The organism is Mucilaginibacter sp. 14171R-50 (assembly GCF_010093045.1).
Taxonomy (GTDB): Bacteria; Bacteroidota; Bacteroidia; order Sphingobacteriales; family Sphingobacteriaceae; genus Mucilaginibacter.
The window spans coordinates 914,601-931,869 of record NZ_CP048115.1 but is presented as its reverse complement, the minus strand read 5'-3'; the positions used below and the strand labels follow the sequence as shown (position 1 = coordinate 931,869).

General features: G+C 43.0%; 14 protein-coding genes. 6 read left to right on the top strand and 8 right to left on the bottom strand.

Going from position 1 to position 17,269, the window contains the following annotated elements; translation table 11 throughout:
* Positions 1-10 precede the first annotated feature (10 nt).
* A complete protein-coding gene (locus tag GWR56_RS04235; protein ID WP_162429917.1) occupies positions 11-508 on the top strand; it encodes a hypothetical protein in 498 nt (165 codons plus the stop codon).
* Positions 509-717: 209 nt separating this feature from the next.
* Positions 718-1,092, top strand: coding sequence for a response regulator (locus GWR56_RS04230; protein WP_162429916.1), 375 nt, complete (start codon positions 718-720; stop codon positions 1,090-1,092).
* A 67-nt stretch (positions 1,093-1,159) separates the two neighbouring features.
* On the opposite strand, the gene GWR56_RS04225 is transcribed toward GWR56_RS04230, so the two are convergent.
* Both GWR56_RS04225 and GWR56_RS04220 read right to left on the bottom strand, forming a co-directional pair.
* The gene (locus GWR56_RS04225) at positions 1,160-4,072 is read right to left on the bottom strand and encodes an outer membrane beta-barrel protein (protein WP_162429915.1); all 2,913 of its coding nucleotides are present in this window, start codon (positions 4,070-4,072) and stop codon (positions 1,160-1,162) included.
* Between the two features lie 219 nt (positions 4,073-4,291).
* Positions 4,292-5,035, bottom strand: a complete 744-nt coding sequence (locus GWR56_RS04220) for a collagen-like protein (protein WP_162429914.1) — start codon at positions 5,033-5,035, stop codon at positions 4,292-4,294.
* Positions 5,036-5,239: 204 nt separating this feature from the next.
* Between GWR56_RS04220 and GWR56_RS04215 the strand changes: the two genes are divergently transcribed.
* Entirely contained in the window at positions 5,240-5,512 is a 273-nt protein-coding gene (locus GWR56_RS04215; RefSeq protein ID WP_162429913.1) for a hypothetical protein, read from the top strand.
* A gap of 79 nt (positions 5,513-5,591) precedes the next feature.
* On the opposite strand, the gene GWR56_RS04210 is transcribed toward GWR56_RS04215, so the two are convergent.
* From GWR56_RS04210 to GWR56_RS04200, 3 genes are all read right to left on the bottom strand, one after another.
* Complete coding sequence (locus GWR56_RS04210) at positions 5,592-8,204, bottom strand: zinc-dependent metalloprotease (protein ID WP_162429912.1); 2,613 nt, start codon at positions 8,202-8,204, stop codon at positions 5,592-5,594.
* Positions 8,205-8,288: 84 nt separating this feature from the next.
* The gene (locus tag GWR56_RS04205) at positions 8,289-9,527 is read right to left on the bottom strand and encodes an aspartyl protease family protein (RefSeq protein WP_162429911.1); all 1,239 of its coding nucleotides are present in this window, start codon (positions 9,525-9,527) and stop codon (positions 8,289-8,291) included.
* A 96-nt stretch (positions 9,528-9,623) separates the two neighbouring features.
* Positions 9,624-10,655, bottom strand: coding sequence for a YihY/virulence factor BrkB family protein (locus GWR56_RS04200; RefSeq protein WP_162429910.1), 1,032 nt, complete (start codon positions 10,653-10,655; stop codon positions 9,624-9,626).
* Between the two features lie 59 nt (positions 10,656-10,714).
* On the opposite strand from GWR56_RS04200, the gene GWR56_RS04195 reads away from it, so the two are divergent.
* Positions 10,715-11,329 carry a histidine phosphatase family protein gene (locus GWR56_RS04195; protein ID WP_162429909.1) on the top strand — a complete coding sequence of 205 codons (615 nt, stop codon included), beginning with the start codon at positions 10,715-10,717 and terminating at the stop codon, positions 11,327-11,329.
* Here the strand turns inward: GWR56_RS04195 and GWR56_RS04190 are convergent.
* The 3 genes from GWR56_RS04190 to GWR56_RS04180 all read right to left on the bottom strand — a co-directional run bounded on the left by GWR56_RS04190 (position 11,326) and on the right by GWR56_RS04180 (position 14,700).
* Positions 11,326-12,552 carry an alanine dehydrogenase gene (locus GWR56_RS04190; RefSeq protein ID WP_162429908.1) on the bottom strand — a complete coding sequence of 409 codons (1,227 nt, stop codon included), beginning with the start codon at positions 12,550-12,552 and terminating at the stop codon, positions 11,326-11,328. The genes GWR56_RS04195 and GWR56_RS04190 overlap by 4 nt on opposite strands.
* 47 nt (positions 12,553-12,599) lie before the next feature.
* Positions 12,600-13,019 carry a tRNA (adenosine(37)-N6)-threonylcarbamoyltransferase complex ATPase subunit type 1 TsaE gene (gene tsaE, locus GWR56_RS04185; protein ID WP_162429907.1) on the bottom strand — a complete coding sequence of 140 codons (420 nt, stop codon included), beginning with the start codon at positions 13,017-13,019 and terminating at the stop codon, positions 12,600-12,602.
* Between the two features lie 127 nt (positions 13,020-13,146).
* A complete protein-coding gene (locus tag GWR56_RS04180) occupies positions 13,147-14,700 on the bottom strand; it encodes a bifunctional response regulator/alkaline phosphatase family protein (RefSeq protein ID WP_162429906.1) in 1,554 nt (517 codons plus the stop codon).
* Between the two features lie 139 nt (positions 14,701-14,839).
* Here GWR56_RS04180 and GWR56_RS04175 point away from each other — a divergent pair, with 139 nt between their 5' ends.
* Both GWR56_RS04175 and lpxD read left to right on the top strand, forming a co-directional pair.
* Positions 14,840-16,066, top strand: coding sequence for an HD domain-containing protein (locus tag GWR56_RS04175; protein ID WP_162429905.1), 1,227 nt, complete (start codon positions 14,840-14,842; stop codon positions 16,064-16,066).
* 119 nt (positions 16,067-16,185) lie between these two features.
* A complete protein-coding gene (gene lpxD / locus GWR56_RS04170) occupies positions 16,186-17,232 on the top strand; it encodes a UDP-3-O-(3-hydroxymyristoyl)glucosamine N-acyltransferase (protein WP_162429904.1) in 1,047 nt (348 codons plus the stop codon).
* Positions 17,233-17,269: the final 37 nt, after the last annotated feature.

Here is a 17,269-nt window from a genome sequence, read left to right as displayed (position 1 = left end):
CCATTAAACAATGAAAAGAAAAATAATTCAGCTACCAGTACTTTTATGCGTCATGCTTTGTCAAAGTGCGTGCACGGATAAGCAGCCGGATGTCGATGAATTTTATACGCAGAAAGGAGGATTTGATTTTGCGAGAATACCACTGATTAAGCCTTATGAGGCAGTAGTTCCCGCCACTGGGAATGAATATTGGTTAATACATTCTGTCACAGACACTCTACTGTTTTCGATACCGGGCGTTAAACAATTAAGCGTTTCTGATAATAAAATGATATTCGTTCATGGTGTTAACACCGCTATAAATTATCAAAATGTCAAGGAAGGTTGGTTTGTATTGATGCCTGCTAAAAACCTTGTAAAGGCTTTTTTAAAACATGAGAATTATTTAAATTGGTTGCACGATCATGGGATAGAAAAAGAGCCCCATTTGATCGATCCAGATAATATATATCGATACTTTAAAAATCATGACACTATAGACTGGCAAGAAATCAATAAACGCAGATAAAATCAATTTCTACTATAACATAATCCACGGTTTGTTATAGAATTTTAAACGCACGGTCAAAAGTGTTATTAGATTACAGAATTTTGGTAAGGGGTGTTAAATCCCGATTGTGGAGGGTAACAACTCACACTGATCAAGCAACTTTATACTACTAATTAAATATTTGCTTTTTTTAAAACTTATTGATAGCTTCACCCATCTATTTACCCATGAGCGATAAAACCAAAAAGATCGTCATTTTTGACGATGATGAAGACATTCTATCAATTTGTAGTTACATTTTAGAAGAGCAAGGCTGGGAAGTTCACACCTTTACCGACTGTAATGATATTGCTGAAAAGGTTGCAGGCGTTTCGCCGGATGTGATACTGATGGATAACTGGATACCTGATGCGGGTGGTATTATTGCTACACAAACCCTTAAAAAAGAAGACGCGTTAAAAAATATTCCTGTGGTATATTTCTCGGCCAATAGCGATATACAGTTACTTGCAGACCACGCCGGCGCTGAAACTTACCTGGCCAAGCCGTTTGATCTGGAAGAACTTGAACGGGTGATCAATTCTGTATTAATACAAAGCTAATTAGCTTTATAAACTAAAAAGAGCCATCCCGATTCCCGGAATGGCTCTTTCGTTTATAAAGCATTGTCTAAAAGGCTTCGTCGCGGGGCCTGCCGCCGCCATCGCCGCCCCTCATACCGCGGCCCTGATCGGCGGAAGGTGCCTTGCCCGAGAATTTCTGCAGGCGGAAGGTAAACGACAATAAAAAATAACGACCAAGCTTATTTACATTCGATTCGGTTTTTATGCTTCCGTTTTGTACCACAGAAAAACCGGTGTTCTCGTTAAATAAGTCGTATGCCGCCAAACGTAGCGTGCCGCGGTGATCTTTTAAGAACCTGCGTTCAACGTAAGCATTAAAAATATTAGGGTTTTTAACTTTCAAATCGCTTGAGTAGCCGTAATTTAATGTTTTGGTATAATCATAGCTTAGCGTCCAATCTTTCCACACATAGTTTTTGCCATTAACACCCAAATCAAAGGTGCGGATGTTGGTGTTTTCGTTAAAGCCGTTAGTTGTTAATGAATTATTCACTTTATTTATCGACATCCTTGAAAAAAGTTCAGCGTCGATAATATCGTTAACATTTACCCTAAAACGCACTTGAGGCGAAATGGTAAGTGTTTTGGCAATATTCTTCTCTATCGGGGTCATTACATTCAATGCCGTTACACTTTGCGCAAACCCAATGTTATTGGTATAGCTAACCTGGCCGCCCAATATTAAAGTGTATTTGCGCTCGCTCCACGGTTTAGAATACAAAACGTTGGCGCGGGCCTGGTAATAGCCGTCGGTATTTAAGTATTGTATAAGATTCGTATTCTGTAAGTTTATAAGCGATGGATTTGCAGCTAAAACTGCAGGGTCGAACCGCGACGGGTAAGTAATTACATTTTGCGCGATATGATGATCGGTTTGCGTGTAGTTTGCGCCGATCAGGAATATGTTGCCGGTTTGAAAGCTAAACATATTATATCGCAAAGATACGTTATTAGAAAACTCAGGCCTCAAGTTAGGGTTCCCTTGCACAGGGTACAGCGCGTTCGAGAAATCTATAACCGGCTGCAGCTGGTTAAATGAGGGCTGGCTGCTGCTGCCATTATAATTAAAGCGCAACGATTGGCTGCGGCTAAAGTTATAATTGAAACTTGCCGCAGGGATAATGTTGAACGTTGATACGCTTGTAGAAACGTTGTTGAGTAAGTTTACACCATCTAGCTTTGCCGGCTGCCCGCCGATACCTAAGGTTAAATTATACTTTTTTTCGACGATGCGATAATTCAGGCCGAAGCGGTTGGTAGTAAAAGTATAGTTGTAATTGTTGCTCAGCAAATCGTACTTATGGTACATATCAGGTGCTGTGTTGTAGAGCGTATCGGTTTCTTTATCGCTGCTTGTATAAGAGTGATTGAATGCATAGTTAAGTTCAAGGAACGAAACTTTGCCCAGGGGCTCCTGGTACGAAAAATTGACCCCATAGGTATTTGTACGGCTATTGGTATAAATTACCTGGTTTATCGGCGCGGTCGGCTCGCCCGATGTATAATCATATATAGGGTTATCAAATGCCGAAGTTTTGCTGGTGTTAGCGTTAAAACCTATGTTAAGGTTACGCCTGCTGCCTTTAAATCGGTGATTATAAAAGCCGTTTAAGCCAAAATTTGGTGAGGTTGAATTACTTATGGAGTTTGAAGTATAAGCAAGATTTGTAGTATCGTTTCTGGTTGATACCACATTGTCAAAACTGGTAACATCCGATCCGCTATAACTAAAACTTGGGGTAACCTTTAAATAATTTAAGGTATCGGGTTTATACTCAAAATTAAAGTTGAACCTGTGGTTTGTCGGCGTACTTGTTTCCTGGCTGGTTTGGTTACTTACGCTTGGGTTGCTGGAGCTATTGGTTTGCTTATTTGTTGAATTAGTATAGGTAGAGTTGTTGCTGAAGCTGTAACTGCCATAAACGGATAAAGCCTTGCCCCATTGGTCCCTGAAATTAACACCGATTGAGCGGGCATTAGTAATACCGCTTGCATTTGTAGTGGAGCTGCCGGATCCGCGCAAGGCATTTCCACGGCCGCCGCGGCCACCGCCAAATCCGCTTCCGCCGCCGCTTGTGGGCGTGCCGTAACTAAAAGTGTTAACGTTGGTATTGTTAAGGTTGCCCAAAACGGATATCTGTTGGTCGCCTTTAAACTTGAAAAAGTTTACCAATCCTATATAACGGTTCTCGTTTTTTACCCCCGGGTTCTTTGGTAACAGGTCAGAGCCGTCACCGGCTGTTGCCTGCCCAAAATACCCGTAGTTTTTATCCTTGCGGATAGTAAAGTTCAATATCTTATCCGGTTCGCCGGTTTTAACGCCGGTAAGATTTGCCTGGTCGCCGTAATCGTCAATAATTTGTACGCTTTCAATAACATCGGCGGGCAGGTTCTTGGTAGCGCTTTGTACGTCGCCGCCAAAAAAGTCTTTACCGTTAACCCTTACTTTGGTGATTTGCTTGCCTTGCGATGATACTGTCCCGTCGGTGGCTACATCAACACCGGGTATTTTTTTTAATACATCTTCTATAGGGGCATTTTCGCGCACTTTGTAGGCCGATACGCTGTATTGCACGGTATCTTCTTTAAATACTACGGGGTTAACCCCAACAATAGTAACCGCGCCCAACTGCCTGGTTGCCGACTTTAATATAATAGGATTGAACACCACGGGCTTGTTATCGGCAGGCAGGTTATAGTGCCTTATAAGCCCCTCGTAACCAATAGAGCTGATGGTAAGGGTAATTTTAGACCCTTTTACCGATGGAAAGGTAAACTTGCCATTTACATCTGCAATGGTAACAGAGCTGTCGCCAAGTTCATTACGTAACTTAATGTTGCTGCCCGGAAGCGATAGCTTGGTAGAATCAATTATAGTTCCGCTAACCGACCTTTCCTGGGCTGCAGCTTTAAAAGCGTTCAGGCAAACTAACGCTAATATTAAATATAAGTATTTCATAATTTTTAATAACATAAAGGGCTGTTACAGTTCCCTATAGACACATTTATTGTGCAAATGTTCACTTAATTAATTTCATATATTTAATAATCATAGCATTGTTACATATTTTAATATCTAAACCATAGGATTGTTACACTATAACAAAAAAAGCCCCGCAATTGCAGGGCTTTATACAAATTTTTACGTGTACACTGTACGTATTAATGTACAATAGCCTTAGTTTAACCTTAAAGCGGACGCCACCTGATTAAAGTTGCGGACGTTTAAGCCCGGATGGGTGACTGATAATGTGCTAAGCGAGGTGCCTGGAATTACAACCACCCTGAAATCTAAACCGGTAGCTGTAAAGTTTGCTTTAATATCCACGTAGCCCACGCCATAATTTGATACGCTGATGGTGCGATCGGCTTCGCTGTACGGCAATGCATAATATCCGGTGGTAGCGCCGGTTACCCTAAAGTAAACCAATACCAGGCCCTGGTCAACAACTTCCTGGGTTATCGCCGGTATGTTAAGCCGTGTTAAGCCGGTTAACGTAACGCCCTTATTTACCAGTAAAAAGCTTTGCACATTGGCGTTTCCATCCGCACCGTCCTGGCCGGGCGCACCATTTGCACCTGCCGGGCCAGCCGGCCCCTGCGGACCGCGCGGCCCAGCCGGCCCTGTTGCACCGGTAGCTCCGGCAGGCCCTGTTGCTCCGGTAGCGCCTGCCGGGCCCTGAGGCCCTTGTGGCCCGGCAGGTCCGGTAGCCCCTGTTGCGCCAGTTGCACCGGTAGCGCCAGTAGCGCCGGTTGCACCAGTTGGGCCCTGCGGGCCTTGCGCGCCTTTAGGCCCTGTAGCACCCTTTGCCCCGGTTTCGCCTTTGGGGCCTTGCGGCCCGGGTGTGGTGGATTTTTTACATGCGCCTAATGTTAAAAAGCAAAGCGCTATTGTGGCTAATAAAAGTCTGTTTTTTTCCATATCTATTTGTGAGTGTTAGGCTCTTGTACGGGGTTATTAACATTTGGTTTCATATTTTAATTTCTGTGGAAAAAAATTTCTATGGGGAATAAAATAATCTGTTACAGATATTAACAAAAGCTATCCACCATTGTTAAAAATTATTTATCCAAGGGTATAACTTGCGGCACGATTTTTTCGTTAAACGTTAAAAACATTTAACCTATGGATAACTTAAGAGGGTCTCTGCATGCCAAGGTGCATAAATGGGCGGATGCTATTGGCTTTAGGCTTAATGCATCGCAAACGAGTGGTAAGAGCAAAGTAACCACCAACCATTATTTTTTTGAAACTTTTAATTTTTTTGAGAAATGGAAGGACAACGATACCGCCAGAGCGAAGTTCCTTTGTTTTGATACCTATGGTGAAAAGGTAAGTGTTAAAACATTGCTTGACCTGCAAACAGCTTTTTTTGATAATATCAGCCAGCTAAAATAGAACCGCGACCACTGCAAGATTTATAAATAAAAATGCCCCTGCAAATTACAGGGGCATTTTTTATGGTATCTATACCTGATTATTTTGTTTGCGGGAAGCAGTCGTTATCTGCTTGCTGGGCATCGTCAGTTAAACGGCCCGGTGCTCCTGCTCCTGCAATATTCACCACGGGGCGGGTTGGGTATAGCGCTTCTTTAATGCGCAGGCGCAGATCGGTAAAGTGGGCTGCCGTTAAAGCGTCGCCGCCTTTTGGCAGGCTTGTGCTTATTTTGGCTAACTCGGCACGCACCATAGGCCTTATATCAGATAAGGCAATGTTGATAGGTGTTAAGCCCATACCAGCCAGTTGTGCTGCGGTAGCGCCCGGGAAACTCCTGCTGGCATCTTCATTCAATAAATTTTTCAGGTTATCTATGTACCCTCTTTGCAAATTGCGTTTAAACTCGTCGGGGTTTCCTTTTGTAAATATGCCTGAGCGCAGGTCATTTAACATATCGGCAACCGTATAAGCAGCAGCGCCATTTTTTGATTGGTTATCGAACATGCGGGCCAGGCGCGATGCGTTCAATACATTGGCAACTGCGTTTACCTGCAGGGTTTTAATGCGGCTAATCACAACACCGTTATCAAACTTGCTTAACTCGGCGTTATTGATCAACCAGCGTGGTGTGGTAAATACCTGCTGATTTAAAAACGCTATGGCATCACGCTGAAGGGTCTTGTTTACAAAACCATAAACAGGGCCCTTTTCATCATATGTTTTGAAATTTTCGTTCATGCCGCCAATGTTCATGGTAACATGGCCTATGTAACGGTTAAACTGACCGATAACTTCGTTATATAATGTTTGCACATCATCGTAGTCCTCGCCTTTCTGATAGGTCCATTTTTCGATATTAGGCAGTATACGTTTAAGGTTAGCAATACCATAAGTGCTGGCCTTCATGGCGTTGTCGCCCAAATCCTCGTTCTGTAATCGTGGATCAATAGAAGTACCTTGCCTTCCGTAGTAGTAAAGGGGGTTGCCGGCCTTTTCTTTTGTCCAAATATCCAAAGTCTCTTTTTCCTGTTTTGATGTTTTGTTGCCCGGGAAATAAGTATATCCCCATTTAACCGCCCACAGATCGTATTCGCCAATTTGAGGATAAAGGTGTGTTACACCATCGCCCGGCTGTGCAATGTAATTAAAGCGGGCGTAGTCCATTATCGAAGGGGCGGTGCCATGTTTATCGGTAAAGGATTTTGATCGCAACGAATCAACCGGGTAAGCATAGCTTGAGCCAAAGTTGTGCGGCAGCCCCAGTGTGTGGCCAATTTCGTGCGATGATACAAAACGGATAAGCTCGCCCATTTGCGCATCGGTAAATTTAGCCATACGTACGTTGGGGTTAACCGCTGCTGTTTGAATAAAAAACCAATTACGCAGCAAGCTCATTACATTATGGTACCAGCCAACATGGCTTTCCAGTATCTCGCCGCTGCGCGGATCAGATATATGGGGGCCGTAGGCGTTCTGTACATCCGATGCAAAGTATCTTAACACGCTATAGCGGGCATCTTCAGTGCTAAACTCCGGATCTTGCTTCGCGGTTGGGGCCTCTTTGCCCGCAATTGCGTTCTTAAAGCCGGCAGCTTCAAAAGCTTTGTTCCAGTCGTTAATGCCGGCAATAAGATAAGGAACCCATTTTTTGGGTGTAGCAGGGTCTATATAATAAACAATTTGTTTTTTGGGTTCAACCAGCTCTCCACGGGCATAAGCAGCTTCATCTTTAGGCTCCAATTTCCACCGGTGGATATACGCGGTAGCCTCGGCTTTTTGTGCATCTGTGCCATAATCTGTTTGGCGCTGGCCAAAAAATCCTACGCGGTCGTCGTTCAAACGTGCTTTCATTGGCGTTTTTGGCAATAGCAGCATAGATGTATTTAGCTCAAAAGTTACCGCACCATTACTGTTATCAGTTGGCGACTCAGCCGCACGATAAGTTTTTAGTGTGCGTGCCTCGATGTTTATCGGGAAACTTTTAACCGTATCTATATAAGAACGGCTATTGTCGAGCGCGCTTATCTTATACATCTTCTTGATATTGTCGGGCAAGCCAATAGCTGCAACATCGCCGTTGTACAAGTCGGTAACGTCAATCAAAACGCCGGTGGTATCCTTATTAAAAGCTTTAATATCGAAAGAAGCCAATACCGCATCAAGGTTTGAGTTCCTGACTGACTGGTACATGTCGCTTGTGCTATCGGCCCTCACCGAGTAGCTTGGCACCCTAATAAATACCTGCTTATCATGGCGGTCCCATTTCCATACCTGGTTGTTAATTTCTTCGCCGCCATACTGCTGCCCAAATGATTTCAGGCCTGCCGGTGTTTTTACAAAACGGGTAACCACCAGCATTTCGCGGTTTATCAGGCTATCGGGTATTTCAAAGTAGTACTTGCCATCAACCTTATAGGTATTAAAAAGGCCGGTATCAGCTTTGGTTTTCCCAACCAGGTCGCTAAATTTTTTTATGCCTTCTTTTTTACCGGCGCCAATTGTGGCTGTAGCGGTTGACCCACCGGGCGTAGTACTTGTTTTTAAAGTAACGGTGCGGTCTGCTTGTTTTTTAGTGGCGCACGAGCTTGCAAAGGCTGCAATAGTTAATGCGGCCACGCTTAGGTAAGTATTTACCCGTAAATTTCTATTCATTTGCTGTTTAAAATAATTAGTCGGCTAAAAATATGGAATATATATCTGAGAATACAAACGCAACAAGTTAGTTACGAAAAAGAGTTAAATGCGGTGTTTTAAGGTAATAATTACTTTATCATACTTTTTGTCATGATATACTTCGAGCAGCAGGCTGCGCTCGGTTTTTTTAAAAAAGGCATCGATCTCTTCAGAAGTCATTTTTGAAATGGGCTTGAAATTGATCGAGGTTATTTCATCGTCTTTTATTAAACCTATCTCGTCGGCGGGTGAGCCGGGCGCTACCCTGCTGATGATCAGATGCGAAAAGTTATCGCCGGCCATATAATATTCAATTCCGCTCATATCGTGCTCAAAAGGATCGTTATACTTCTCATTTTTCTTAACATACAGCAGGTTGTTAGTATAATCGAACGTGAGGTTGAATTTTTTGAGTATACCGATACCTATATTGCCATCGCGCGGAACACTGAATTTTCTTTGTATATAGTCTTTATCAGGGAAAGAGGTAATAACGTCTTTGATCTTATAGTTAGCGATCATCACTTCCTTTACCCGGCTTAAATACCCTGTTATAGGACCGTTTAGTGCAACACCCAAATTGGCCGGGATAGATTTTTTAGGCAGCCCGTGTTTTTGCAGCATATTTTCGAGCGATAAGGGATGGCCGGCCCCCAGGTCGATGATAAATTTATTCGTCGCTTTACTGCCGTCCGGAAAAGTTAACATAGTTTCCATGTACGGCTTTTTATCCTCAACCGTTATTGGTATCTTCTGGCTTTTTTTAAATGGTTTAAGGTCTTTAGGCCGGCAAACGGTCATTGTGCTGTCGGTGAAATTTATCTTAACCCCCAGCGAGTTAAAAAACTCGTAACCCAATAAGCCGTGTACCGGCAGCCCGATATAGCTCGACAAATTAAAATAGTCGGTTTTTAGGATAGCCGCCGAAACGTTGTTACTGGTTAGCCCCGGTATCACTACGTTCAGGGGCGCTGTAACATAGGCTTCAAAGGCATCACCCTCGCCCAGCCCCGAAAGCTTGATGGTGCGTTTAGAGGTTATGTTTATCGAATCAACCAGCTTAGGCTCGGTAATTACCATCAACCCCACGCCGGTATCTAATATGAAGTTGAAGGGCCCCTTATTATTTATGCTAAGCTTTATCACCATCATATTGCGGATAAGCTTAAAGGGAATATTTACGTTTTTACGGTTACTATCAACGGTAAAAGATTGCGCATTTGCCGAAACGAACAGGCAACTTAATATGACAGTAAGCCATACATGTTTAAACTTGGGATATTTATATAGACCGGCTAACACCTGGTTTGAATTGGAAGCTAAATCTACATTATTTTTTGGTAAATACAGAAAGCTTCAACCAAGGTACCATTAGTGCATCAATAACTTAGAACGGGGTTAACAACCGTCGGGTTTTTTGCCATCATCGTCATCATCACATTTAAGGGTATCCTTTAAATGCGGGTTTTGCAGCGGCATTTTTTTAGTCGTTCTTTCTACCTCGGTTTGTTGTATCACTACCGCATATTCGGCAGGCTCAATATGGCTGCCCCTCGCTTCGGCATAAACCTGCGTAAATTCGGCGCCTATGTATAAAATTGCTGCCGTATAATATATCCACACCAAAATTACGATAATAGAACCCGCTGTGCCATACACCGAGCCTTGCGCGGTAAACTGAATATAAAGGCTTATAATATACTGGCCGATTATAAATAATATAGCGGTAAAAATAGCGCCCGAGCGTACGTCCTTCCACTTTATTTTAACATCGGGCAGCACTTTAAATATAATGCCGAATAATACCGAAATAACTATAAGGGTTATGCCAAAATTAACCGCAAATAAGAATGTTTCGCCAACTATACCGGCAAGGCTTTTCCCCAATAAATGAGGCAATAATGCTACTATTTTATCGCTTATAGCACTTATTATAATATTTACCAGCAAAGAGGCGAGCAATAAAAAACCAAGGCTTACTATTAAGGAAAAAGAAAGGAACCTGTTTTTAAGCATTTTTACCCAGCCACGTTTAGGCTTAGCTTTAACGCGCCAGATAATGTTAAGCGAATCTTGTATTTCTATGAAAATACTGCTGGCACCAAGCAGCAAAGTAGCAATGCTTATTCCCAAACCTATCCCGCTTTTACCCGTGATATCCTGCGAGTTCATGGTGCTTTGTAATTGCAGGGTTCCCTGCTTGCCTATGTAATGCTGTATCTGATCGTAAAAATCTTTTCTGTAGCTATCGTCCTTTAAAAAAATACCGGCGAGCGATAGTATCAACAAAAGTAAAGGTGCCAAAGAAAATACGGTATAGTATGCCAGCGATGCACTGAACTTTAAACCATTATCGGCCGAAAAACCGCTAAAGGTAGCCAGCAATACTTTCCATAACTGTTTAAAATATTCTTTGCTAAAAAATTTCATATCAAAATCGGGTATATTTGTTTACAGGGATACTCGTTAAAAACAAATAACAACATATTATGAAAATTGTAGTAAGGCAGGCTAACTTTTTTAAGTTATTGTTTATTTGTTTACTGCTGACGAGCTTTAACGCTGCAGCCCAAAAAACCAATATATGGGTAGTTCGCCATGCCGAAAAAGCTGCCAATACGGTTAACGACCCCGACCCAGGTTTGAGCCCCGCGGGGCAAAAGCGGGCCGTTGCGCTTGCCAAAGAATTAAAGCGGGAAAACATTAAAGCGATATATGTTACCAGGTATAAACGTACAGCCCTTACTGCAAAACCGCTGGCTTACAAGGCCAAAATTTTACCGAGAGTATACAACACAGATACGGCCGGTATTAAACAATTTGCCAAAACAATTTTAAAGAACTTTAAAGGAAATAATGTTTTGGTAGTGGGCCATTCTAATACAGTAATGCAGTTACTAAGCGCGTTTGGGGCCGAAATGCCCTTCGCCGGGCTTGACGAAGAGGATTACGATATGTTATTTAAGGTAACAGTGAAAGATAACGGTAAGGTTGAGCTGGCTATTGATTATTACGGAGATAAGCACCACACCAATGAGATACCTGAAAAGTATCAGCCAGAAATAAACCACCCGGAAACGATAAGGCCTTTTACTAATTATTAATGGTTTGATACCACCAGCAACTCCAGGTCTTTACTTGGGATAGCGAAGCGTTCGCCCATATGCTTGTTTGTGAGGTGACCCTGGTATATGTATACCGCGTTACGGATACCCGTTTTTTGCCATATTACGTTTTTAAGGCTACCCTGTTCGCCAATATCCAGTAAAATGGGGGCGAAAATGTTGGTGAGCGCATAGGTTGCGGTGCGGGCTACACGCGATGCTATATTTGGTACGCAGTAATGGATCACATCGTATTTGCGAAAAACCGGGTGGGTATGGTTAGTTATTTCGGATGTCTCAAAACACCCGCCCTGGTCAATACTAACGTCAATAATAACCGAGTTTGGTTTCATGCGGCTAACGGTTTCTTCAGATACTATACACGGGCTGCGGCCATCGTCGGCACGAATGGCACCAATGGCAACATCGCAGGTAGTTATGGCTTTTTCGAGTACTATGGGCTGCACAACCGAAGTAAAAATCCTTGTACCGATGTTGTTTTGAAGCCGCCTAAGTTTGTAAATGGACGGATCGAACACTTTAACCTGCGCCCCGAGCGATATAGCGGTACGCGCCGCATACTCGCCAACGGTGCCCGCACCCAATATCACAATTTCGGTTGGCGGTACCCCGGTTATTCCGCCAAGCATTAAGCCTTTGCCTTCAAAAATATTGCTCAGGTACTCGGCAGCGATAAGCACAGATGTTGCACCTACTATTTCGCTCATGGCGCGCACAACTGTTAGCGAGCCGCCTTCGTCTTGGAGATGCTCAAAACAAAGGGCGGTTATCTTTTTTTTCATGAGTGCATGCAGGCACTCGGCTTTTAAGGTTGATAACTGGAGCGCCGAAATCAATAGCTGCCCGGGTTTCATCATTTCAATTTCTTCCTGTGTAGGGGGCGCTATTTTAATGATGATATCGGCTTCGTAGACCTTTTTGGTGTCGTAAACTATCTGGGCGCCTTGCTCGCTGTAGTTATTGTCAGAAAAATTGGCAGCCTGGCCCGCGTTGCTCTCCAGCAGTATATCGTGCCCGTTATTTACAAGCAAGGCTACCGATAAGGGGGTTAGCGCGATACGGTTCTCCTGGAAAGAAACCTCTTTGGGGATGCCAATATAAAGTTTGTTTTTTTTACTTTTAACTTCCAGCATCGACTCCTGGGGTTGCATCATTGCCTGCCTGGCAACATTTGAGAACCCACTGTATTTCCCTGTACTCATGATAGCTATTTTTCCGGCTGATGAAGATACGAAAAAAACAGGTTTGATCAGGAAATGTTTTCAACCGTTAGTTGCCTCGAGCCCGCGTTGATGATATGTATCCGTATGCCGGTATAGCTATCAGGTACCAGGTCGGCAATTTTTTCGGGCCACTCTATAAAACAATAATTGCCCGAGTAGAAATATTCCTCGTATCCCATATCCAGTGCCTCGTTGTGATCTTTTAAGCGATAAAAATCAAAATGATAAACCGGGCCATCACTACCCTCATATTCATTCACTATCGAAAATGTAGGGCTGGTTACCTCATCTTTAACACCCAAAGCCGCGCAAAGGGATTTGATAAGCGTGGTTTTACCCGCGCCCATTTCGCCGTAAAAAAGAAAGATGCGTGTATCGCCGGCGTATTTCAATATCTCTGCCGCTGTGGCAGGCAGGTCTGTTGTGGATGTGGTGTGTAAGTCCATGTCAATTATCATCTCCCTAACGTCATTGCGAGGAACGAAGCAATCTCAAAACTTTGCATAGTCGTTATGATATCAGGAGATTGCTTCGTTCCTCGCAATGACGGGGTGAAATTAATACTTCTAAATTTTATTTAGGCCCGTAGGTAACTATCGGGATGATCATTTCTTCCAACGAGATCCCGCCATGCTGGAAGGTTTCGTTATAAAAATTCACAAAGTGGTTATAGTTATTAGGATAAACAAAATAGTTGTCGCCTTTTGCAAATACAAAGCTGCTACTTACGTGCAGCCTTGGCAGCATGGCATCGTGCGGGTTGCGTATGTGAAATACATCTTTGGCATTATAGTTAAGGTTTTTACCCTGTTTATAACGCAGGTTGGTGTTGGTATTTCGATCGCCTATTATTTTACTTGGATTTTTAACGCGAATGGTGCCATGGTCTGTGGTGATTATCACCCTCACCTGCTTGGAAGCTAAAAACTTAAGCAGGTCTAATAGCGGCGAATGCTCGAACCATGATAACGTTAATGAGCGATAAGCTGCATCGTCGCTGGCCAGTTCGCGTATCATCTGCATATCTGTGCGTGCATGGCTTAGCATATCAACAAAGTTGTAAACCACCACATTAAGCTCGTTGTTCATCAGGTTATTTACCGATTCGTTCAACGCGCGGCCTTCATCAATATTCAGAATTTTATGATAGGAGTGTTTAATGTCCTTGCGTAAAACGCGCTTAAGCTGGTCGGCAACAAAATCGGCTTCGTAAAGGTTTTTACCACCCTCGTCCTCATCGTTCTGCCACATTTGCGGGTAACGGCTTTCCATCTCTAAAGGCATTAAGCCCGAAAAGATAGCGTTACGCGCGTACTGTGTGGCAGTGGGCAATATACTGTAATAAGTGTCCTCTTCTTCCAGCCTGAAATACTCCGAAATAATGGGGTTAATTATTTTAAACTGGTCGTACCTTAAGTTATCAATCAATATAAAAAAAACCGGCCCTTTGCCATCCAGTTTCGGGAATACCTTCTTTTTAAATAATTGCGTCGAAATAGTAGGGCCGTTTTCAGGGTCTTTTATCCAACTTAGGTAATTACGTTCAACAAACTTGCAAAACTGTACGTTTGCCTCGGCTTTTTGCAGGGTTAGTATCTCGTGCATGCCGGCATCTTCAAGTGTTTCCAGTTCCAGTTCCCAATATATCAGTTTTTTGTAAACATCAACCCACTCCTGGTAACTTAAGTTATCGTTAAGGGTCATGCCCAGGTTCCTGAAATCCTGCTGGTATGCCATAGTTGTTTTTTCGGTAACCAGGCGTTTATTTTCAGTAAGTTTTTTTATCGTTAGCAGTATTTGCTTGGGGTGTACCGGCTTTATCAGGTAATCGTCTATCTTCGATCCGATAGCGTCCTCCATTAAATATTCTTCTTCGTTTTTGGTGATAAGCACTATAGGTACATCGCTGCTTATATTTTTTATTTGCTGCAAAGTTTCCAGGCCGGTTAATCCCGGCATGTTCTCGTCCAGGAATACCAGGTCAAAGTACTGCTTCTTAAATTCCTCAATGGCATCATTACCGTTGGTAACGGTGGTAACTTTGTAGCCCTTTTCGTTCAGGAAAAGAACATGTGGTTTCAGCAGATCAATCTCGTCATCGGCCCATAAAATAGTGGTATCCTGCATAATATATTTAATTTTACCTCCCTATAACCCCGGGGTAGTATATTTTGTTGTAAAAATATGCAAAGGATTAACATTAATTAACAAATACACCGTGCTTGTTTTGTCATAATTCAACACTTTTGTATTCTTAACAACTGCTTTGAATAAAAAGAAAATCATAAACGACCCGGTTTACGGCTTTATCAGCATTCCCACCGAACTGGTGTACGACCTGATAGACCACCCGTACTTTCAGCGTTTACGCTATATCAAGCAATTGGGAATGACGCACCTGGTATATCCGGGTGCGCTGCATACCCGCTTCCATCATGCTTTGGGCGCCATGCATCTGATGAGCCTGGCCATAGAAACACTTTGCAATAAAGGGGCTGAAATATCGCCCGACGAAAAGGAAGGCTTAACTATTGCCATTTTACTGCACGATATTGGGCACGGCCCCTTTTCGCATGCTTTAGAACATACTATTGTAGAAGGAATAAGCCACGAAGATATCTCTATACTGCTGATGAATAAGTTGAACGAGGAGTTTGGCGGAAGGCTGTCGTTGGCCATCAGTATATTTAAAGGCGAGTATCATAAGCACTTTTTGCATCAACTGGTATCGAGCCAGCTGGATATGGACAGAATGGATTACCTGAACCGCGACAGTTATTTTACAGGCGTATCTGAAGGGGTGATCAGTTCTGACCGGATCATAAAAATGCTGAATATTAAAGACGACAGTATAACGGTTGAAGAGAAAGGTATTTACTCGATAGAAAAATTTTTAATAGCCCGAAGGTTAATGTACTGGCAGGTTTACCTGCATAAAACCGTTATAGCTGCCGAACAGCTGCTTTGTAAGATTTTTACCCGAAGCCGCGAACTTGCTTTGCAGGGAATTCATTTTCCGTTAACCCCAGCCTTAAGTTATTTTTTAGAGGGCGTTATTACAAGGGATGAATTTATGGCAAGCGATCTGCATTTAAAAACCTTCGCCCTGCTGGATGATACCGATGTAATGGCTGCTGTAAAGATATGGGCGGGCAGTGGTGATTTTGTGTTGGCCACCCTTTGCAATAAGCTGATAAACCGGGGCTTATATCATGTGGATATTACCGCCGAAAAGCCCGACGAGGCCCTTGTTGAACAACTAACGGCTAATGCTGTAGAAAAATATAACATCAGCGCTCACGAGGCGTCGTATTTTGTATTTACCGACACTATACGCAACAATGCTTATAATAAAGGCGATGGTAACATTCATATATTAATGAAGAACGGTAGTATTAAGGATATTACACTGGCCAGCGATAATTCAAACCTGGAGGCTTTATCAAAAACTGTAAAAAAATATATACTTTGTTACACCAAAGACCTGTTATAGGATGGTGAGTTGTGAATGGTTAATTGGTGAGTAGTTAACGTTAAAGTGACCGTAAACAGCCATTTAGTGACTCACTATTAATAATTTGTTGCTATGGTTTTAACATTTAAATTTGTAAAATGCAATTTACCGCAAAGGATATAGCCTTTATGCTAAATGGAACAGTTGAAGGCGATCCGCTTGTGGCGGTTAACCACCTGGCCAAAATAGAAGAAGGCGGCGTAGGTTCCTTATCATTTTTGGCTAATCCTAAATATGAGCAGTACCTGTATACAACGAACGCATCCGTTGTGATTATAAATAATAGCCAGGAACTTACGGCGCCGGTAAATGCCACCCTGATACGGGTAGAGAATGCCTACGGAGCATTCACCTTACTGCTCGAGAAATACAACACCATTAAGCTAAATAAAACCGGGATAGAGCAGCCCTGCTTTATCCACCCGTCCGCAGCTATAGGTACAGAACCTTACATCGGTGCTTTTGCTTATATTAGCCAGGATGTAGCGATGGGTCATAACTGTAAAATATATCCCGGGTGCTATATTGCCGATAACGTAAAGTTGGGGAGTAATGTAACCTTGTTCCCCGGTGTAAAAATTTATTTCGACTGTATAATTGGCAATAATGTTGTTATACACTCCGGGGCGATTATTGGTAGTGATGGTTTCGGATTTTCGCCTAATGCCGATGGTACTTACACCAAAATTGCGCAGATAGGCAACGTTATTATTGAAGATAACGTTGAAATTGGGGCTAACGCTACTATAGACAGGGCCACAATGGGCTCAACCATTATTCGGAGCGGAGTAAAGGTTGATAACCTGGTACAAATAGCCCACAATGTAGAACTGGGGAAAAATACAGTTATAGCGGCGCAATCGGGTGTGGCTGGCAGCAGCAAGCTTGCCGAAAATGTAGTACTTGGCGGGCAGGTGGGCGTTGTAGGGCATATCAGCATAGCAAAGGGCACCCAAGTTCAGGCGCAATCGGGTATTAGCCGCACCATAACCCAGGAGGGGGGCAAATGGGCAGGTTCACCTGCAATTAGCTATGCAAATAATATGCGCTCAAATGTGGTTATAAGCAGGCTGCCCGAATTAGAGAAAAGAGTTGACCAACTGGAAAAGATAATTACAGAACTAAAGAATAAAGATGTTGATTAGTTCAATTGTCGAGCAGTTTGCCGTTCAAATAGGGGAA